Source organism: Pseudoalteromonas sp. CO342X, assembly GCF_004208915.1.
Lineage (GTDB): Bacteria > Pseudomonadota > Gammaproteobacteria > Enterobacterales > Alteromonadaceae > Pseudoalteromonas > Pseudoalteromonas maricaloris.
In genome coordinates, this window is the sequence record NZ_SGPH01000036.1 from 1 (window position 1) to 18,161 (window position 18,161).

Here is an 18,161-nt window from a genome sequence, read left to right on the forward strand (position 1 = left end):
GCATTATAGGGCGATCCGATTTTAGTGCAACCCTTTTTTTAAAGAAAATTGCGAAAAAACGTTTGTTCGAGCAAAAATAAAGCGAAACGTCCATAAACCGCACTAAATGATGATAAAATGGACCTTCATAATGTCATTTTATGGCTGCTTTATACAGTTAACCCATTATCTGACGCTAGCACCTCTATATAGTTACCATATCGTAGCCCCGTTTCTCCTTAGATGTTTACGTGATTGGCTCATCTACACTCACCATCATCGTTAACTAAGCGACCCTTGTAACCAGAGGAGTTTATTCACCAAGTTTTAGTTAATCTGCACATTTAAATATACCTAATCAAAAGCTTGAACTTAGATAGTTCTTGATGGGAGGTTAATTTTGTAGAGTCTGAGTATTATGGTGTGGGTCTATTTGCTTATGTTCATCTGCATCTTTACGAAAATAAGCTGTGGTTTAAATCTAAGACTAGAGATTGTACTGTGCGGGTTATGAAAAAGAAAAAGCCGAGCTATGCTCGGCTTTTTTTGTGTCTTTAATAAGACTAATTACTCTGCAGACTGCGCGTCTTCTTGAACTTCTTCAGTCGCTGGGCGATCTAGTAGTTCAATGTAAGCCATTGGCGCATTGTCACCTGTACGGAAGCCACACTTAAGAATACGAGTGTAACCACCTGGACGATCCGCGAAACGAGGACCGATCTCAGTGAACAATTTACCAACTACTTCTTTATCACGCGTGCGAGCAAACGCTAAACGACGGTTTGCTACGCTGTCAGTCTTAGCCAGTGTGATTAAAGGTTCAATTACACGGCGCAGCTCTTTTGCTTTAGGCAAAGTAGTTTTGATGATTTCGTGCTTCACCAAAGAACCAGCCATGTTGCTAAACATCGCTTTGCGATGGCTGCTGTTACGGTTTAATTGACGACCACTCTTACGATGGCGCATGACCCTATCCTTCTAACTAAACTAATATAGTAACTTAGATTACTCAGCTAGACTTGCAGGTGGCCAATTTTCTAGGCGCATACCTAGAGATAGACCACGTGAAGCTAGCACGTCTTTAATTTCAGTTAGAGACTTCTTACCAAGGTTTGGTGTTTTCAGAAGCTCAACTTCAGTACGCTGTACTAAGTCACCGATATATTGAATTTGCTCGGCTTTCAGACAGTTTGCAGAACGTACAGTTAGTTCTAAGTCATCAACTGGACGAAGTAGAATCGGATCGAACTCCGGCTTCTCTTCTTTCTCTTCTGGCTCAGAAACATCACGTAGGTCTACGAATGCATCTAATTGCTCAGCAAGGATAGTTGACGCACGGCGGATCGCTTCTTCAGGATCTAAAGTGCCGTTCGTTTCCATATCGATGATTAGTTTATCTAAGTCTGTACGCTGCTCAACACGAGCTGACTCAACCGAGTACGCAATACGCTCAACCGGGCTGAATGATGCATCTAGCAACAAACGGCCGATTGGGCGCTCATCGTCATCAGAGGATAAACGACTAGACGCCGGTACATAACCGCGACCACGCTCAACACGAATGCGCATGCTGATTTCGCTATTGTCAGCCGTTAAGTGACAAATGACATGCTCAGGGTTGGCGATAGTCACATCTCCGTCGTGCTGGATATCAGCCGCAGTCACAGGGCCTACACCAGACTTAGTCAGGGTAAGGAAAACTTCATCTTTACCTTCTAGAGATACCGCTAGACCTTTAAGGTTTAACAGAATTTCAATGATGTCTTCTTGTACGCCTTCTTTCGCGCTGTACTCGTGCAATACGCCGTCAATTTCAACTTCTGTCACAGCACAACCAGGCATAGATGAAAGAAGTATACGACGTAGAGCATTACCTAGTGTGTGGCCAAAACCACGCTCTAGAGGCTCTAAAACTACTTTAGAACGCGTTGAGCTTACAGCGTCGATATCGACTAATCTTGGTTTTAGGAATTCGGTTACAGAACCCTGCATTTTATCCTCTCTTAACTCTTAACTTTACTTCGAGTAAAGTTCGACGATTAGTTGTTCGTTAATGTCCGCAGACAGATCAGAACGCTCTGGTAGACGCTTGAAAGTGCCTTCCATTTTCTTACCGTCAACTTCAATCCAAGTTGGCTTTTCACGTTGCTCAGCCAACTCTAGAGCAGCGATGATACGCGCTTGCTTTTTAGACTTCTCGCGAATTACTACTACATCTTCAGGAGTAACTACGAAAGAAGGGATATTAACAACACGACCATTAACCATAACCGCTTTGTGGCTTACTAGCTGACGCGCTTCAGCACGTGTGCTTGCAAAACCCATGCGATATACAACATTGTCTAGACGTTGCTCTAGAAGCTGTAACAAGTTTTCACCTGTGTTACCTTTAAGGCGAGCAGCTTCTTTGTAGTAGTTACGGAATTGCTTTTCTAGTACACCGTAGATACGACGAACTTTTTGCTTTTCACGTAGCTGTAAACCGTAATCAGATAGACGACCTTTACGTGCGCCGTGCTGACCAGGTGCTGTTTCTAGTTTACACTTAGAGTCAATTGCTCTTACGCCGCTTTTAAGGAACAGGTCAGTACCTTCACGACGACTCAGCTTGAGCTTAGGGCCCAAATATCTTGCCATGTTCTTTCTCCTAACCTATTGTTATACGCGACGTTTCTTCGGTGGACGACAACCATTGTGTGGAATTGGCGTCACGTCAGTGATGTTAGTGATACGGTAACCAGCAGCATTCAATGCACGAACAGCAGACTCACGGCCTGGACCTGGACCTTTGATGAATACTTCTAGGTTCTTAAGACCGTACTCTTGTGCAGCAACACCTGCACGCTCCGCAGCAACCTGTGCAGCGAATGGAGTAGACTTACGAGAACCACGGAAACCTGAACCACCCGCAGTCGCCCAAGAAAGAGCATTACCTTGACGGTCAGTGATGGTCACAATCGTGTTGTTGAAAGATGCATGAACGTGAGCCATGCCGTCAACAACCTGCTTTTTGACCTTTTTACGACGAATTGGTGCTTTTGCCATAACTTACCCCACCTTATTTCTTGATAGGCTTGCGAGGACCCTTACGAGTACGCGCGTTAGTCTTAGTACGCTGACCACGTAGTGGTAGCGAACGACGGTGACGTAAGCCACGGAAACAACCAAGGTCCATAAGACGCTTGATGTTTAGTGTAACTTCACGACGAAGATCACCTTCAACAGTGTACTTGCCAACTTCTTCACGAAGGATGTCAAGTGTTTCGTCATTTAACTCGCCGATTTTAGTAGTTTCAGCGATACCTGTCGCAGCTAAGATCGCCTTAGCGCGAGTTTTACCTACACCATAGATGCTTGTTAAACCGATAACAGCATGCTTATGATCAGGAACGTTAATGCCTGCGATACGGGCCACTAACATATCTCCTATAAATAAACTTGATTATCATCTTGCTGGAAAGCCCGTATAGGATACCCAACCGACATTCAAGTTTTACCAAAGAAACAGGCTAAGTAAAGTTACTCAGCCTGCACGACTTAATTTGCTTAGCCTTGCCTTTGCTTGTGCTTTGGCTCACTGCAGATCACACGTACAACACCTGCACGCTTGATTACTTTGCAGTTACGGCAAATTTTCTTAACGGAAGCACGTACTTTCATTACTCAACTCCGTAAACTGACCTTAACGGCCGTAGCCTTTAAGGTTCGCTTTTTTCAGCACAGAATCATATTGATGTGACATCATATGAGTCTGTACTTGTGCCATAAAGTCCATGATGACAACAACGATAATCAGAATCGATGTACCGCCGAAGTAGAATGGCGTTTGCCATGCCATAGTCATAAACTCGGGCACCAGACAGATAAAGGTTATATACAAAGCACCTGCCAATGTCAGGCGTGTCATCACTTTATCAATGTATTTAGATGTCTGCTCACCTGGACGAATGCCTGGAATAAAAGCGCCAGATTTTTTCAGGTTATCTGCTGTCTCACGCGGGTTAAACACCAACGCAGTGTAGAAGAAGCAGAAGAAGATAATAGCCGCAGCTAATACCATCGCATACAGTGGTTGACCTGGAGTCAATACTGCTGAGATAGCTTGTAGCACATCAGCGACCGGACCTTCACCTTGGCCAAACCAGCTTGCTATTGTACCAGGGAACAAAATGATACTGCTAGCAAAGATTGGTGGAATAACACCCGCCATGTTAACTTTTAGTGGTAAGTGCGTGCTTTGAGCAGCAAATACCTGACGACCTTGTTGACGCTTCGCATAGTTTACAACGATACGACGTTGACCACGTTCGAAGAACACAACTAGGTAAGTTACGGCGAATACGATTACCGCAATCAATAACAATGCTAAAATATGCAGATCACCTTGGCGCGCCATTTCTGCTGTCGAACCAATTGCAGACGGCAGGTTAGCTACAATACCAACAAATATTAGAACTGAGATACCGTTACCGATACCACGCTCAGTGATTTGTTCGCCCAACCACATAAGGAACATAGTTCCTGTGACTAAGCTCACTACAGCTGTGAAATAAAAGCCGAAGCCTGGATTCACAACTAGGCCTTCCATCATGTTAGGTAGACCAGTAGCGATACCTATCGATTGGAATGTAGCAAGCACAAGCGTACCATAACGCGTATACTGGCTGATTTTCTTACGCCCTTGCTCACCTTCTTTCTTAAGCTCTATCATCGCAGGATGTATGTGCGTTAATAGCTGCATAATAATCGAAGCCGAGATGTACGGCATAATACCTAGCGCCAATACCGATGCACGCTCAAGCGCACCACCGCTGAACATGTTGAACATCTCAACAATGGTGCCCTTTTGTTGCTCGAAGAATTCGGCAAGTACAGCGGCGTCAATCCCAGGGATTGGCACAAAAGAGCCCAGACGGTAAATAATGATAGCACCCAATACGAATAGTAATCGGCGCTTCAGTTCCGCAAGCCCACTTTGTGCACTTTGCATATCTTGACCTGGTTTAGCCATAGCGTACTTCCTTAGTCTTCTACCTTGCCTCCGGCAGCTTCGATAGCTTCGCGTGCACCTTTAGACACTTTCATGCCTTTAACAGTAACAGCGCGTGAAACTTCGCCAGATTTTACAACTTTTACGAACTGGATGTTCTTTTTAACGATACCAGCTGCCTGTAACGCGTTTAGATCTACCACATCGCCTTCAACTTTAGCGATTTCGAATAGATTCACTTCTTTAGACACAAGAGACTTGCGTGAAGTGAAACCAAACTTAGGTAGACGACGTTGCATAGGCATTTGACCGCCTTCGAAACCAACGCGTACTTTACCGCCAGAGCGTGACTTTTGACCTTTGTGACCACGGCCACCAGTCTTACCAAGACCAGAACCGATACCACGGCCAAGACGCTTACCAGCTGTTTTTGAACCTGCAGCAGGTGAAAGTGTATTCAAGTTCATCGAATTACCCCTCAACCTTAACCATGTAAGAAACTTGGTTGATCATACCGCGAACTGCTGGCGTATCTTCTAGCTCAACAGTGTGGTTGATACGACGTAAACCAAGGCCACGTAATGTAGCTTTATGCTTCGGTAAACGACCGATTGAGCTACGTACTTGAGTTACTTTTACTGTGTTTGCCATGGTGTCTTACCCCAAGATTTCGTCAACGCTAAGACCACGCTTCGCAGCAATACCTTCTGGAGAATTCATATTCTCTAGCGCTGCGATAGTTGCGCGAACGATGTTGATCGGGTTAGTTGAACCGTATGCTTTAGATAGTACGTTCTGTACGCCAGTTACTTCTAGTACTGCACGCATCGCACCACCTGCAATGATACCTGTACCTTCAGATGCAGGCTGCATGTAAACTTTAGAACCCGCGTGGCGACCCTTGATTGGGTGCTGTAGCGTGTTACCTTTAAGTTCAACAGTGATCATGTTACGACGTGCTTTTTCCATTGCTTTTTGAATAGCAGCAGGAACTTCACGTGCTTTACCATAACCAAAACCTACTTTACCAGCGCCATCACCAACTACTGTTAGTGCAGTGAAGCTAAAGATACGACCACCTTTAACCACTTTAGACACACGGTTTACCGCGATTAGCTTTTCAGCCAATTCAGGCTGTTGTGCTTTTGCTTCTACGTTAGCCATTGTCTACTCCTAGAATTGCAGACCGGCTTCGCGCGCAGCATCAGCTAGCGCCTTCACACGGCCGTGATATTTAAAGCCACTGCGATCAAAAGCGATTTTTTCAACGCCTTTGTCAGCTACGCGCTCAGCGATTGCTTTACCAACTGCTTGAGCCGCTTCGATGTTGCCTGTGCCTTTAACTGTTTCAACAATTGCTTTTTCAACAGTAGAAGCAGCAGCCAGTACATTACCCTCAGCATTGATTACTTGAGCGTAAATGTGACGTGGCGTGCGGTGGATAACAAGACGTGTTGTGCCTTGTTCGATAATATTTCTACGAGTGCGCTTAGCACGACGTAGACGAGCTGTTTTCTTATCCATCGTCTTACCTTACTTCTTCTTAGCCTCTTTACGACGCACGTGCTCATCAGCGTAACGTACACCTTTACCTTTATAAGGCTCTGGTTCACGGTATGAGCGGATGTTAGCAGCTGTTTGACCAACTAACTGCTTGTCTGCGCCTTTAACAACAATTTCAGTCTGGCTTGGAGCTTCGATAGTGATACCTGTTGGGATCTCGAAGTTCACTGGGTGAGAAAAGCCAAGGGTTAAATCTAATGAATTGCCCTTAACTGCCGCACGGTAACCAACACCTACTAGCTGTAGTTTCTTCTCATAACCATCGTTAACACCAACAATCATGTTGTTGATTAGCGCACGTGCAGTACCAGCTTGAGCCCAAGCATTAGCAACTTCACGAGGAGCTGTAGTGATAACGTTGTCGTTTAGTGAAACTTCAACCGCATCGTTGATTGTGCGAGTTAATTCACCGTTCTTGCCTTTAACTTTGATGTCCTGGCCGTTAATTGTAACTTCAACACCGGCAGGAACATTGATTGGAGCCTTCGCTATACGAGACATAGTTCCCCTCCGATTAAGCTACAAAGCCAATGATTTCACCACCAACGCCAGCGGTACGCGCAGCGCGGTCTGTCATCAGGCCTTTAGAAGTTGATACGATAGCGATACCTAGACCACCCATTACCTTAGGTAATTCATCACGTCTCTTATAGATACGTAGACCAGGGCGGCTAACACGCTGGATGTTTTCGATTACAGCTTTGCCTTCGAAGTACTTAAGTTCGATAGTCAATTCTGCTTTTACGTCACCAGATACTGCGAAGTCAGTGATATAACCTTCGTCTTTAAGTACCTTAGCTACAGCTACTTTCAGCTTTGAAGTTGGCATTGAAACAGATACCTTCTTCGCAGACTGACCGTTACGGATACGTGTGAACAAATCCGCAATTGGATCTTGCAAGCTCATGTCTTACTCCCGTGATTCTATTACCAGCTAGCCTTTTTAAGGCCAGGAATTTCACCGCGCATCGCTGCTTCGCGAACTTTAATACGGCTTAAGCCGAACTTGCGAAGGTAACCATGAGGGCGGCCCGTGATGTTACAACGATTACGTTGACGTGAAGGGCTAGAATCGCGTGGTAAAGACTGTAGCTTTAACACTGCATCCCAACGCTCATCATCAGATGCATTAACATCGCTGATGATAGCTTTTAACGCAGCACGCTTTTCAGCATACTGAGTAACTAATTTAGCACGTTTTACGTCACGTGCTTTCATTGAATTCTTTGCCATAACCCTACCCTTACTTTTTGAATGGGAAGTTGAACGCTTCTAACAACGCACGGCCTTCGTCATCTGTTTTCGCAGAAGTAGTGATTGTGATATCCATACCGCGAACGCGGTCTACTTTATCATAATCGATTTCTGGGAAGATGATTTGTTCACGTACGCCCATAGAGTAGTTACCGCGACCGTCAAAAGACTTTGCGCTAACACCGCGGAAGTCACGAATACGTGGCATCGCGATAGAGACTAAACGCTCTAGGAAATCCCACATACGCTCGCCGCGTAGGGTTACTTTACAGCCAATTGGGTAACCTTCACGGATCTTAAAGCCAGCAACTGATTTGCGTGCTTTAGTCACTAGAGGCTTCTGACCAGAGATTGATTCTAGGTCTGCTACTGCGTTTTCTAGAATTTTCTTGTCAGCTAGGGCTTCGCCCACACCCATGTTAAGTGTGATCTTTTCGATCTGAGGGACTTGCATGACAGAGCTGTAACCGAACTTCTCTTGAAGCTCTTTTACCACTTTGTCTTTGTACACTTCATGCAGTTTCGCCATCGTCTACTCCAACTATTAAATAGTTTTACCGGTAGACTTGAAGAAACGGACTTTTTTACCGTCTTCAAATCTAAAACCTACACGATCCGCTTTGCCAGTTTCGGCATTGAAAATCGCTACGTTTGATACGTCGACTGACGCTTCTTTCTCAACAACACCGCCAGCTTGCTGTAGTTGTGGTACAGGCTTCTGGTGTTTCTTGATGATGTTAACGCCTTCAACAAATACTCGGCCAGTTTCAGTAACAACTGAAAGCACTTTACCGCGCTTACCTTTGTCTTTACCGGCTAGTACGATTACTTCGTCATCACGACGGATTTTTGCTGCCATGATCGACTCCTTATAGTACTTCTGGTGCTAGTGAAACGATCTTCATGAACTTTTCAGTACGAAGTTCACGAGTCACAGGGCCGAAGATACGAGTACCAATAGGCTGTAAGTTATCATTTAAGATAACAGCCGCATTGCTATCGAAACGGATTAAAGAGCCGTCTGGACGACGTACGCCTTTTTTAGTACGCACTACTACTGCGTTTTTAACATCACCTTTCTTCACTTTGCCGCGAGGAATCGCTTCTTTAACAGAAACTTTAATGATGTCGCCAACCGCTGCGTAGCGACGGTGCGAACCACCAAGGACTTTTATACACTGCACTTTGCGAGCGCCGCTGTTATCAGCAACGTCCAGCTGAGTTTGCATTTGGATCATCTTAATGACCTCCGGTGTAGTTACAACTCGCCTAGATTTCGTTCAAAATCAAGGCATTTAGGTTAAATTCCACTCAAAAAACTGTGATTATGTCTTTCAAGGGCGGGCAATTGTATCAGCAATGTCGCATCAAAGATAGTTCAATTTTTAATTAATTTAACGCGTTAACATGACGTACCGATTACAGTTTGAGGATATGGCGGCAAGCAATCGAGAATTCAACCACTTGCGCAAATATTGAACAAAGTTTACAGCGGAAATTTTATTTCGATTATTGTTTAGGCATATCGCTTAGTAGGCTGCAAACAAGTATTTCTTATCCTTTTCTCACAAACAAGCTCAAGCTTTGAGCAAGCAACCATATAGAGCGACGAGAGAATTTTAGAAACCGTCAAGTCGAGATAAATCTCGACCTACGACTTTCTTTTACTTTTGATGTAATCACCCACACTGTTTACGGTGTCTAACCAATAACCGTTTTTAGGGTCCTGTGAGAAGTCGAGATAAATCTCGACCTACGGCTCTCTTTTACTTTTGATGTAATCACCCACATTGCTTACTGTGTCTAACCAATAACCATTTTTTGGGTCCTGTAAGTAAGGAATAAGCTGGTCTAACATTTTGGTGTCGACGGTGTACATGCCTTTTTCACCCACCTCATGTCCAGCAAGAATTATCCAACTGTTATTTGCCCTAAGGTGCTCCAGTAACCCTTTTAGCTCCCCAAAACTAACACCGTCCATTCTCACACCGGTGAGCTGCGCAAAGTCAGTATAAGTTGGGTGGTTAGCGGTTTCATCTAACCACGTGCGGCCACTGTCAAAATGCTTCGCAATCACCGGCACATAACTTTTTACTTCAGCGCCGCGACCAACAAAGGTATTACCGCAAGGGTATGCAAAGCTTCTAGGTGTTACGCCCAAATGCTTTTCAATATATTTTGTGGTGCTTACTACATCGCGTTCTATGTAGGCCAAATCAACTTGTTCCAGCCCTTTGTCCTTTTCCCTCAGCCAGGCAAAGTTACCCGTACATAAGTGTTCACTGGTGTGATTACCTATTTCATGCCCCTGCTTCACCGCGGCTTGCCACAATACGAGTCTATCCTTTACCTGCGGTGGCATAACATAAAATGTACCTTTCACCTTGTGGCGATTGAGTAGCGGCACTCCCACATCAACTTGGCTTGGCCTTGCATCATCAAACGTAAGGCTTATTGCGTTACGAGCATTATTGGGGTAATTAAAGGTTTGGTTGCTATCAGCCGCTATACTAGACGTATTCACGAGCAGAGCGCTTGCCATCATGGCAGCCAAACTGAAGTGAGAAACTAAATTAGAAGATAACTTTGCCATTTGTTTGTCCTTATTGTTATTTATCCTTATAACCTATATGAGGCTGTGAGTATGACAAAGTGTTAAATTTTCAACTTGTTATTTGCGACTAAGCCCAACGCAAATGGTACTAATTTAGTATTTTTAGCGATACACTAACCCCAATAATAAAAGAGAAAGACAGCGCTGTGTTGAAGTTAGAAGAATACTATCAGGACGTGATCTTGCTCGCCGAAGGCGGTATGAGCAAAGTGTACCTTGCTACCGACAAAAAATTAGGCCGCCGAGTAGCGGTAAAGGTGATATCACTAACTCAGCACACGCAATCAGATGCACTCAACGAAGCCCGCCTGTTAGCGCGTTTTAACCATCCAAACATAGTACAAATTTATGATGTATTTGAAAGCGCTGGGCAAATGGCTTTGGAAATGGAATATGTGCAAGGTGCAACTTTACAGCACTACACAAAAACACACGTATTAACTACCGAGCAAAAAGTCGAGCTGCTAAGTCATATAGCCGATGGTCTGGCCTCAGCTCATGGCCAGAACATTCTTCATTTAGACTTAAAACCTGGCAATATATTGGTTAATGAACAGAGCATAGCCAAAATTGCCGATTTTGGTATTTCACAATTAGAAGACAACCAAGCCTCTCGCCCACATACCAGTTACGGTAGTCTCACAGCAATGTCACCAGAGCAACTTCGTGATGAAACGCTAGACAGTCGCAGTGACTTATTCTCATTTGGACTAATAGCCTATCAACTGTTAGCTGGACATCATCCTTATTTCGAACAAGCTGACGATGGCAGTGACAAGTCTATTGCTGAACAGATCAAGTTCCAACCGTTAAAAGCAAGTGCTAAACGTATTTTAGATATTCCCCCTGCACTGGCACAGCTCATTGATCGCCTATTGCAATATGACAAAAGCGCTCGTCCAAGCAGCGCGAATGAAGTCAGTCAGCAGCTAAAGCAAATTTTACACACCTTTAGCTACGATAACAGCGAAGCGACACTGTCACTTGAACAAATAGAGCTACGAGATCGAGCCAGAGAGAAAGCCAAATCACGTAAAAAGCAACTAGGTATTACAGCGCTTTTCACCTTTTTAGTTTGCTTAGCCGTTGGTGGATACTGGTACTGGCAGGAAACCAAGCCAAAGATCTATATTGCAGCGCTACCGATAAAATTCACAAACTCTTTTCAACTACTTGAAGCACATCAACAAAACATCGAGTTAGCAATTAACGACGCACTTAAACAACATTTTTTAAGTAATGATGATTACGTCTTCATTTCAGACAGTGAAGTAGAGCAAACACAGAAATTTATTGGAGTTGAAGCACCATTAAAGGCATTGGGGCGAGCGCTAAATAGTAATGAACTCATTACGATAAAACTAGACTGTAATATTCAAAGCTGTGACATCGTTATCGACTTAGTTGATGCGTCTAATGGAGCCTTGATTAATAGTGCGCGAATAATGACCTCGAGTGAAAACTACAGCCATGTTTTTGCTATTACGGACTCGGCCCTCACTTCATTAACCGGAGGCTCAACTGATTTAGCCACTGGCAATAAAACATTACTGAATAACTACGCCACACTGCATGATGCTAGCTTAGTACAAGGGGCGGACCGCGCTGCGATATTAAAAGAGTTAACAACGCTGATTGATACTGCGCCGGACTTCCTGCCGCTGTATTCACTTTACTCTGAACTCGCGACTCAGTTGTATGAAGATAGCTCAAATGATCAAATACTTCTAAACTGGGAACAAGTATTACAGCAAGCCCCCAAGAGATTAAAAGCAAGTACAATTATTCAAGCTTCCTATCTCGAGTTTTATGCGTTTGCAAAAGACAAAATCCGTGCCAAAGGAACCTTTTTAGCAATTCAGAATTCAGCCAAGGACGAGTATCAAAAGCATGCTCTGATCAGCATCTACTATCATTTAATAAACGATTACACTTCGGCACTTCATCACACTGAGCTTGCCTATGAACTTAGGCCAACCTTAAAAGTCATCCGCAATGCAGCCTTGTTCAATATGAAGCTTGGCCAATATGAAGAAGCCTTGCCATACTTACGAGCAGCCAGCCACTACGGCCCAGATAATCTGAAAACACTGAAGGCCATTGCCGATATCTCTCTTCTACTTGGTAAGCTCCATGACGCAGAAAAATCTTATCAAGCTCTAGTTGAGCGCTCATATACAAGTACGGCTACCTTTAATAATTATGCCATTGTATTGATGCTATTAGGTGATTTAGAAGGGGCACTAGAGTTTGCTGAACGAGCCTCTCAGTTGGCGCCCAGCAATGTAGAAATCTTACTTAACTACGCAGACATTTATTCACTAATGGATGAGAAGGCGAAAGCCAGTGAAGTGTATCTGCAAATTTTAGCCAGTGATCCAGCAAGCCAAGTTGAAGTCGTGCGCATCCAAGCTTTAGCACATCTAGGTAAGCACCAAGAGGCATTAATAGCAATTGATGAATATTTGGCTGAGTATCCCGATTCAGCTGAAGCTTTTTACGTAAAATCGTTAATTCAAACGCTGATAGAAGAAAAGTATTCCGCGATGGCTTCACTGAAAAAAAGCATTGATTTAGGCTGGAGCCCGTCTTTTTATCGCCTGTCATGGTTCAAGACACTATGTCACTCGCCATCACTTGAATTAAGAATTGGCACAGAACATTTTACCTATCTGTGCCAAGTGCAAATTACGAATTAACCTGGAACATCTGGGTTGTCAATTATCACCCTTGGATCTTGAGAAAAATAACGCACGACACCATTTGCGGAATTGCATTGAGCAACAAGTCTGAACTCAATATTCGAGTTGTTATTCTCTACGAGTGTAACAACCCTCGCATCAGGATTAGCTGAAAGCGCTTTGATATCATCTTCACTTAGCGTATTCGCAACATTCAATGCTTCAATCTTCACCTCAACCGTAAACTCATCTTTTAATGTGCTTATAAGGTTATAATTGAAATTGTCTTGCGCTTCGGTAAAAAAAGTACCGTTTTCAGCAAAGCTCCAGCCAGCTTCATCAGTAACGAGCTTATAAGTTAGAACAGCGCTTTCACCCTGAGCTAATTTAAGTTCAACTGGTTTATCGTCATTTGAAAATATCCAGTTACCCTCAGCTTTTGGCGTCACCGTGTATTCGAGTAAAGTAGGTGTACTCATTCTTTTATCCTTCGTTTGTTTATAGAGCTATTCGCATCTATCTAAGCACATGAATAGCAGTAATTCTATTACAGTTGGTTACAACTTATAGGCATAAGTCATTATAAGCTCACTATAACTGCATATAGATAATTAACTCGCGATAAATATAGAACAAGGGCTACCATCGACAAGCCCTTGTTAAGCTGAAATTGATTTAAAACAAACAGATGAGCTGTTTATTGAAGCGTCATAAAGATCTATCCACCAAACAAACCTTTAAGTTTGTCTTTTACCTTATCCTTAACCTTGTCTTTGGCTTTGTCTTTGGCCGCTTCTTTTAGGTCTAGGCTAGTTTCAACTTTGTGGAATGGACCTTTGATCCGCACCGGAATTTTAAAACCGGTACTGTCATCGCTACTGGCTTGCCCTTCAATGGTATCAACAATTCCAGTCACCACACGGTAATCAACTAAAGTTTGTGGTAAATCAACGGTGCCCTTGCCTGTCACTCGTAGTAACGGGCTTGCCAACGAGAAGTCATCGTTTTGACCTACGCCTTTGGTAAAGACAAAGGTGCCAGTCATGGCTGAGAAGTCGGTTTTTTGATCTGGGTCGAAATTGGCATTGAGTCCTTGTGATACCGAAGAGAAATCGCCTTTGAGCATCTCTTTGCCCTTACGGATCATCTCAGCAAGGTTTGCGCCTTTTACGCCACCATCTTTGAACTCAAAACCTAATTTACCACCTAGAGCATGCACAAATTGCTTTTGACTGACACCTTGTGTGTTTAACGCCCAATTAAGACTACCTTTACCCAATACTTTGTCAAAGCCAATGGCATCGGTCAGTAGAGGCTCAGCATTAATTGCCGTTAACGCAAAGTCAGTACTGATGGCATAAGGTTTTGCTGCTGCATTTACAACAACCTTACCTTTACCCTGACCTTCATAGGCTTGGAATTTATCTAGGCTCAGTGTCGCCTTACCTGAGTTAAGTACTAGACTGATTTGGTTTTCGCCAAGCTTAATTTCTCTCGCACGTAGCCCTGTAGAGGTGATCTTCACATTCGCATTGAGGCTATTAAGTGCTGACAAATCAATTGCAGTGTCATCCCACACGATAGGCTGTGCTGGTGCGCCTTCTGATTCAGGTTGCGTTTGTGGTTTTTCCACAGGTTCTGGCAAATAAGGGTTAAGATCTAACATGCCAAGGTCAACACTCGCGGTAATATCAGGCTTACCTGAGAGGGTGACTTTACTTTGACCTTTTATTACCAATTCATCCAAGGTTGCCTCTAAGGCATTGAGAGTAAAGACTTGCCCTTGCATCGTCATTTTGGCGTTTAGGCCAAAGTCGTTGAACGCATTTTCTTTGGCTTTTAGGTCAACGCCCTGCCACTTAGCTAGCGCTTTTACCGAGTCGCTAGTCAAGGCTAATTGACCGCGAATGGTTTTACCTTGCTCTGCAATTTCACCTTTATAGTCAAGGTTGAACAGCGCTGATTTTACTTGTTGTTCAACATTAAAGGTTTCACCTTCGATCGCCTTTGCTGGATTATCGAGTGTAGTAACTAGGTTAAAAGTTTGACCTTGAAAAGTCAGCTTGCCGTCGACTTCTAATGGTTGGTACAGTGACGATAGCATCACGCTAATGTCTAAATCAGTTACCTGATATTCAGCGCCTGTCACACCATCAAGATAAGTCACCGAGCCACCATAAATCGCCACTTCGCCAAGGCTAACATCTAAGCCTTCCGGTAACTGCATATTACCTTGTGAACTGGTTTGCGCCGTTGGCGCGCTTTCTGCACTGGTGGGTAGCAACTGCCAATTAGCATTACCTTGTTTGTCGGTTTCTAGAATAATTTTAGGATTATTGATCACAAAGCGCTCAAGCTTAGCTTCACCAGACAGCGCACTTAACCACGGAATATGCACGGCAAGTTGCTCCATGGCAAACATATCTGGGCGACTGCCCGTTGCCATGTTGGCAAATCGCACTTGGTTTAGCTCAATGTGCAGCGTTGGGAAAATACCGATGTCAGAGTCGCCATCGATCGACAGTTTTCTACCTGTCACTGACTCAACCTGTGACGTGACTTGGTCAATAATTGCCTGTTTGGGGATTAAAAACGGAGCTGCGATAACAAGAATAATAATAAGCGCGACAATGGCGCCTACGATTTTAACTAGCCGGTTCATTGCTTTTCCTTCGTAAGGCTTGGTTCTCTTTATGATAACGGCTGTAGTCGAATATACCATGAATAAAGGCAAATAATTTGTACTGAGCGATTGCAACCTTTTGACTAATCGGTATGATCCTCGCCCTTGCCAGTTTTTAGCGTCATTAGCTATATTTTACTGGTTGGTTTATTAATCAAACTTGGAGTATCTAACCCGCATGAAGAAACTGCTCATATCACCGTCAAACATGGCCTTGGGCGAACAAGAAAGTCAGATTTATCAAAATATCCTCAAACAGGCCACGGAGATCAGCCTTAATCTGATGGCGGTTAAGGTGGAAAATCACCCTGAAGATTTTCTTGGTTGGTGTTATGAACTGCTTGATGTGGCGAAAAATCGTATCAATTTTGATTTACTGGATGACCATCAATTACCTACAGTGAAAAAGCTACAAGATCTGCTCATCGCAGCGATTAGCTTTTTACAACTCAAAACGTTACGCATTGCGCCTTGGCCTATGGTGGCTGCATTTATTGCCAGTCACAAAGAAGTGATTGCACTAGATGAGCAATTAAAACTAATTGAATATCTTAAACCAATGCGCAGCACTCCACTTAAAGACATGATCAAAGAAGATCGCCTCGCCTTTAGCGGTAAGCATGCTGCAAATTTAGATACCAGCGTGTATCAGTTTGACGTAGAGTGGTTTGCCTCCACCAAAAGTGCAAAAGGCTTTCACCAGTTATTAGACGACCTTCCGGGTGCTTTTGATGAAGCGCTAGCCGTAATCCCGGCAGAAGGTGACGTGACGCTCGAACATTACCAATCATTTATGGTCGGGTATTTAAGTGCCTTTGCTGGCAGCGAGGAAAAGCCAACGCTTGCACCAGCTACTCGCCTATTAGCAATGCGTCGCCCTGATGTGTTCACTCCAATAACCTCGAGCAAGCTTGACGCTTTGTGCCAAGCGCTTGGTGTTGCTAAACTTAACAATCGCGATTTTGAGCGTTACTGGACCGATGTCGTCAGTACCATTAAAGCAATGCCATGGTATACGATGGCCGCTCCTGTGGATGAGTTTGAAACGCAACTTGCTGAAATTAAAGCGCTACTACCATGCCTGTTTTATTACGCGGATAAAGACACCGCCACTAACTCCAATTACTTTAAACTACTGCATAAACCTCAGCGCAGCGGCACCAGTGGTGGCAAAAAAACAGTACGCCGCGGTAAAGAGTCAGCAGAAGTGTTAGTCGACCGCGCACTCGCGGATGAGTCTATTCCAGAGCATATTCGCACCAAACGTGACTCAATAGTCGCTGAAGTGGAAAAAGGCCGCAGTGTTGATGAAACCATCAGCCTAATGCGCACCATCTTTGGATAACTAACCTAAACTTCAATAACGGCTAGCGCAATCCATAGCTTGCATTAATACTGTGCAAGCTATGGTACTTTGCACCAGCCATGTGCAACATTTATGCAAATCACTCTGTCCTACTTTCGAAACTCAGAAATTAAATTCTAATATTTTTAATAACATAGAATAAATTCTCCGCCATTTCCTGACGTTGGCCTCCCCCTTGCACTCACTCTTTGCAGAAAATGCAATGACAACAACCGAATAATAACTCTGCGTTCAATGGGGAAAACAGAATGAAAAACAAACCTTTACTTATGCTACTCGGCGGCCTGACTGCGTGCTTTTGTGTCTCTGCTCAGGCGGAAGTGACCGCGAATATTGCGGCAAGCTCAAATTATTACTGGCGTGGTATCACCCAGACTGATGACGGCGCAGCGGTGTCTGGCGGCTTGGATTATAGCAATGAGTCTGGGTTTTATGCGGGCACTTGGGTCTCTAACATCGACTTTGGCGACTCAGCCAGTTACGAAATGGATCTGTACGCGGGTTACGCTGGCGAAATCAAGGGCATGAGTTTTGATTTCGGTTATATCCACTACGCCTATCCCGATGCCAGTGGAGATATTGATTTTGGCGAGATTTACGCCGCGCTTGGCTGGCAATACTTTACGTTTAAACTCAGCCACCTAGCCACAGCGCAAAGCGATTCAAGCACAGAAGAAGACATGCTATATGCCGAAGTGTCGGCCAGCTTCCCCATTTTTAAAGACAGTGAATTAACTCTACATATTGGTCGCTCCAGCGGAGACACAGTGCTTGAGTGGACAGGAGAAGACGACGCTTATATGGATTACGGGGTGAGTTTATCTACGCAAGGCTTTACCTTTGGATTAGTAAAAACCGACCTAGACAGTAGCGATGATATAAAAGCATACGTAAGTTATGGATTAGATTTTAATCTGTGATGACCAAAGGTGAACGGCCCTGTGACAGCCGCACACCTTATTTTTTACTTGCTGCAACACGTAGGGCCGAAAGGCCCTTTTTTTGTGGCTAAATCTGTAAGACTGTGCGTA

Annotated in this window: 23 protein-coding genes; 3 read left to right on the forward strand and 20 right to left on the reverse strand. The window is 44.0% G+C overall.

What is annotated here, in order from left to right; all coding sequences use genetic code 11:
- Positions 1-546: 546 nt before the first annotated feature.
- The 18 genes from rplQ to EXT47_RS16875 all read right to left on the reverse strand — a co-directional run bounded on the left by rplQ (position 547) and on the right by EXT47_RS16875 (position 10,379).
- Positions 547-945 (reverse strand): 50S ribosomal protein L17, encoded by a 399-nt coding sequence (gene rplQ / locus EXT47_RS16785; protein ID WP_039493510.1) that lies wholly within the window; start codon positions 943-945, stop codon positions 547-549.
- Between the two features lie 39 nt (positions 946-984).
- A complete protein-coding gene (rpoA, locus tag EXT47_RS16790) occupies positions 985-1,971 on the reverse strand; it encodes a DNA-directed RNA polymerase subunit alpha (protein WP_010378288.1) in 987 nt (328 codons plus the stop codon).
- A 24-nt stretch (positions 1,972-1,995) separates the two neighbouring features.
- Positions 1,996-2,616, reverse strand: a complete 621-nt coding sequence (gene rpsD, locus EXT47_RS16795; protein WP_010378286.1) for a 30S ribosomal protein S4 — start codon at positions 2,614-2,616, stop codon at positions 1,996-1,998.
- Positions 2,617-2,637: 21 nt separating this feature from the next.
- Positions 2,638-3,024, reverse strand: coding sequence for a 30S ribosomal protein S11 (gene rpsK, locus EXT47_RS16800; protein WP_010378285.1), 387 nt, complete (start codon positions 3,022-3,024; stop codon positions 2,638-2,640).
- A gap of 13 nt (positions 3,025-3,037) precedes the next feature.
- Positions 3,038-3,394, reverse strand: coding sequence for a 30S ribosomal protein S13 (gene rpsM / locus EXT47_RS16805; RefSeq protein WP_010378282.1), 357 nt, complete (start codon positions 3,392-3,394; stop codon positions 3,038-3,040).
- Positions 3,395-3,525: 131 nt separating this feature from the next.
- Positions 3,526-3,639: a 50S ribosomal protein L36 gene (gene rpmJ / locus EXT47_RS16810; protein ID WP_002959476.1), complete on the reverse strand. Its 114-nt coding sequence runs from the start codon at positions 3,637-3,639 to the stop codon at positions 3,526-3,528.
- A gap of 22 nt (positions 3,640-3,661) precedes the next feature.
- Positions 3,662-4,990, reverse strand: coding sequence for a preprotein translocase subunit SecY (gene secY, locus EXT47_RS16815; RefSeq protein WP_010606805.1), 1,329 nt, complete (start codon positions 4,988-4,990; stop codon positions 3,662-3,664).
- A gap of 11 nt (positions 4,991-5,001) precedes the next feature.
- Positions 5,002-5,436, reverse strand: coding sequence for a 50S ribosomal protein L15 (gene rplO, locus EXT47_RS16820; protein WP_010378278.1), 435 nt, complete (start codon positions 5,434-5,436; stop codon positions 5,002-5,004).
- Between the two features lie 4 nt (positions 5,437-5,440).
- The gene (gene rpmD / locus EXT47_RS16825) at positions 5,441-5,620 is read right to left on the reverse strand and encodes a 50S ribosomal protein L30 (RefSeq protein ID WP_010378276.1); all 180 of its coding nucleotides are present in this window, start codon (positions 5,618-5,620) and stop codon (positions 5,441-5,443) included.
- Between the two features lie 6 nt (positions 5,621-5,626).
- Positions 5,627-6,133, reverse strand: coding sequence for a 30S ribosomal protein S5 (gene rpsE, locus EXT47_RS16830; protein ID WP_010606806.1), 507 nt, complete (start codon positions 6,131-6,133; stop codon positions 5,627-5,629).
- Positions 6,134-6,142: 9 nt separating this feature from the next.
- Positions 6,143-6,493 (reverse strand): 50S ribosomal protein L18, encoded by a 351-nt coding sequence (gene rplR, locus EXT47_RS16835; RefSeq protein ID WP_010378271.1) that lies wholly within the window; start codon positions 6,491-6,493, stop codon positions 6,143-6,145.
- 9 nt (positions 6,494-6,502) lie between these two features.
- A complete protein-coding gene (gene rplF / locus EXT47_RS16840; RefSeq protein ID WP_010378268.1) occupies positions 6,503-7,033 on the reverse strand; it encodes a 50S ribosomal protein L6 in 531 nt (176 codons plus the stop codon).
- 13 nt (positions 7,034-7,046) lie between these two features.
- On the reverse strand, positions 7,047-7,439 hold the full coding sequence (gene rpsH, locus EXT47_RS16845) for a 30S ribosomal protein S8 (protein WP_010378266.1): 393 nt from the start codon (positions 7,437-7,439) through the stop codon (positions 7,047-7,049).
- A 20-nt stretch (positions 7,440-7,459) separates the two neighbouring features.
- The gene (rpsN, locus tag EXT47_RS16850) at positions 7,460-7,765 is read right to left on the reverse strand and encodes a 30S ribosomal protein S14 (protein WP_010378264.1); all 306 of its coding nucleotides are present in this window, start codon (positions 7,763-7,765) and stop codon (positions 7,460-7,462) included.
- Positions 7,766-7,775: 10 nt separating this feature from the next.
- Positions 7,776-8,315, reverse strand: a complete 540-nt coding sequence (gene rplE, locus EXT47_RS16855) for a 50S ribosomal protein L5 (protein WP_010378262.1) — start codon at positions 8,313-8,315, stop codon at positions 7,776-7,778.
- 15 nt (positions 8,316-8,330) lie between these two features.
- The gene (gene rplX, locus EXT47_RS16860) at positions 8,331-8,645 is read right to left on the reverse strand and encodes a 50S ribosomal protein L24 (protein WP_010378260.1); all 315 of its coding nucleotides are present in this window, start codon (positions 8,643-8,645) and stop codon (positions 8,331-8,333) included.
- A gap of 10 nt (positions 8,646-8,655) precedes the next feature.
- The gene (gene rplN / locus EXT47_RS16865; protein WP_010378257.1) at positions 8,656-9,024 is read right to left on the reverse strand and encodes a 50S ribosomal protein L14; all 369 of its coding nucleotides are present in this window, start codon (positions 9,022-9,024) and stop codon (positions 8,656-8,658) included.
- A 515-nt stretch (positions 9,025-9,539) separates the two neighbouring features.
- The gene (locus tag EXT47_RS16875; RefSeq protein WP_039493502.1) at positions 9,540-10,379 is read right to left on the reverse strand and encodes a polysaccharide deacetylase family protein; all 840 of its coding nucleotides are present in this window, start codon (positions 10,377-10,379) and stop codon (positions 9,540-9,542) included.
- Positions 10,380-10,546: 167 nt separating this feature from the next.
- On the opposite strand from EXT47_RS16875, the gene EXT47_RS16880 reads away from it, so the two are divergent.
- Positions 10,547-13,099 carry a serine/threonine-protein kinase gene (locus EXT47_RS16880; protein WP_130127112.1) on the forward strand — a complete coding sequence of 851 codons (2,553 nt, stop codon included), beginning with the start codon at positions 10,547-10,549 and terminating at the stop codon, positions 13,097-13,099.
- Here EXT47_RS16880 and EXT47_RS16885 read toward each other — a convergent pair.
- The gene (locus EXT47_RS16885; RefSeq protein WP_039493498.1) at positions 13,096-13,560 is read right to left on the reverse strand and encodes a hypothetical protein; all 465 of its coding nucleotides are present in this window, start codon (positions 13,558-13,560) and stop codon (positions 13,096-13,098) included. The genes EXT47_RS16880 and EXT47_RS16885 overlap by 4 nt on opposite strands.
- 239 nt (positions 13,561-13,799) lie before the next feature.
- The gene (locus tag EXT47_RS16890) at positions 13,800-15,743 is read right to left on the reverse strand and encodes an AsmA family protein (RefSeq protein WP_130127113.1); all 1,944 of its coding nucleotides are present in this window, start codon (positions 15,741-15,743) and stop codon (positions 13,800-13,802) included.
- A gap of 199 nt (positions 15,744-15,942) precedes the next feature.
- On the opposite strand from EXT47_RS16890, the gene EXT47_RS16895 reads away from it, so the two are divergent.
- The gene (locus EXT47_RS16895) at positions 15,943-17,109 is read left to right on the forward strand and encodes a hypothetical protein (protein ID WP_039493494.1); all 1,167 of its coding nucleotides are present in this window, start codon (positions 15,943-15,945) and stop codon (positions 17,107-17,109) included.
- Between the two features lie 269 nt (positions 17,110-17,378).
- Positions 17,379-18,050 carry a TorF family putative porin gene (locus tag EXT47_RS16900; protein WP_045987792.1) on the forward strand — a complete coding sequence of 224 codons (672 nt, stop codon included), beginning with the start codon at positions 17,379-17,381 and terminating at the stop codon, positions 18,048-18,050.
- The last annotated feature ends 111 nt before the right edge of the window (positions 18,051-18,161 follow it).

What these genes read in the sequence shown, in the direction of transcription:
- rplE (WP_010378262.1), bottom strand. Translation starts at nt 8,315, where the DNA reads ATGGCGAAACTGCATGAAGTGTACAAAGACAAAGTGGTAAAAGAGCTT.
- rpmD (WP_010378276.1), bottom strand. Translation starts at nt 5,620, where the DNA reads ATGGCAAACACAGTAAAAGTAACTCAAGTACGTAGCTCAATCGGTCGT.
- EXT47_RS16885 (WP_039493498.1), bottom strand. Translation starts at nt 13,560, where the DNA reads ATGAGTACACCTACTTTACTCGAATACACGGTGACGCCAAAAGCTGAG.
- rplO (WP_010378278.1), bottom strand. Translation starts at nt 5,436, where the DNA reads ATGAACTTGAATACACTTTCACCTGCTGCAGGTTCAAAAACAGCTGGT.
- rplR (WP_010378271.1), bottom strand. Translation starts at nt 6,493, where the DNA reads ATGGATAAGAAAACAGCTCGTCTACGTCGTGCTAAGCGCACTCGTAGA.
- rpmJ (WP_002959476.1), bottom strand. Translation starts at nt 3,639, where the DNA reads ATGAAAGTACGTGCTTCCGTTAAGAAAATTTGCCGTAACTGCAAAGTA.
- rpsK (WP_010378285.1), bottom strand. Translation starts at nt 3,024, where the DNA reads ATGGCAAAAGCACCAATTCGTCGTAAAAAGGTCAAAAAGCAGGTTGTT.
- rplN (WP_010378257.1), bottom strand. Translation starts at nt 9,024, where the DNA reads ATGATCCAAATGCAAACTCAGCTGGACGTTGCTGATAACAGCGGCGCT.
- rpsE (WP_010606806.1), bottom strand. Translation starts at nt 6,133, where the DNA reads ATGGCTAACGTAGAAGCAAAAGCACAACAGCCTGAATTGGCTGAAAAG.
- secY (WP_010606805.1), bottom strand. Translation starts at nt 4,990, where the DNA reads ATGGCTAAACCAGGTCAAGATATGCAAAGTGCACAAAGTGGGCTTGCG.
- EXT47_RS16890 (WP_130127113.1), bottom strand. Translation starts at nt 15,743, where the DNA reads ATGAACCGGCTAGTTAAAATCGTAGGCGCCATTGTCGCGCTTATTATT.
- EXT47_RS16900 (WP_045987792.1), top strand. Translation starts at nt 17,379, where the DNA reads ATGAAAAACAAACCTTTACTTATGCTACTCGGCGGCCTGACTGCGTGC.
- rplF (WP_010378268.1), bottom strand. Translation starts at nt 7,033, where the DNA reads ATGTCTCGTATAGCGAAGGCTCCAATCAATGTTCCTGCCGGTGTTGAA.
- rpoA (WP_010378288.1), bottom strand. Translation starts at nt 1,971, where the DNA reads ATGCAGGGTTCTGTAACCGAATTCCTAAAACCAAGATTAGTCGATATC.
- rpsD (WP_010378286.1), bottom strand. Translation starts at nt 2,616, where the DNA reads ATGGCAAGATATTTGGGCCCTAAGCTCAAGCTGAGTCGTCGTGAAGGT.
- rpsH (WP_010378266.1), bottom strand. Translation starts at nt 7,439, where the DNA reads ATGAGCTTGCAAGATCCAATTGCGGATTTGTTCACACGTATCCGTAAC.
- rplX (WP_010378260.1), bottom strand. Translation starts at nt 8,645, where the DNA reads ATGGCAGCAAAAATCCGTCGTGATGACGAAGTAATCGTACTAGCCGGT.
- rpsN (WP_010378264.1), bottom strand. Translation starts at nt 7,765, where the DNA reads ATGGCAAAGAATTCAATGAAAGCACGTGACGTAAAACGTGCTAAATTA.
- EXT47_RS16895 (WP_039493494.1), top strand. Translation starts at nt 15,943, where the DNA reads ATGAAGAAACTGCTCATATCACCGTCAAACATGGCCTTGGGCGAACAA.
- EXT47_RS16875 (WP_039493502.1), bottom strand. Translation starts at nt 10,379, where the DNA reads ATGGCAAAGTTATCTTCTAATTTAGTTTCTCACTTCAGTTTGGCTGCC.
- rplQ (WP_039493510.1), bottom strand. Translation starts at nt 945, where the DNA reads ATGCGCCATCGTAAGAGTGGTCGTCAATTAAACCGTAACAGCAGCCAT.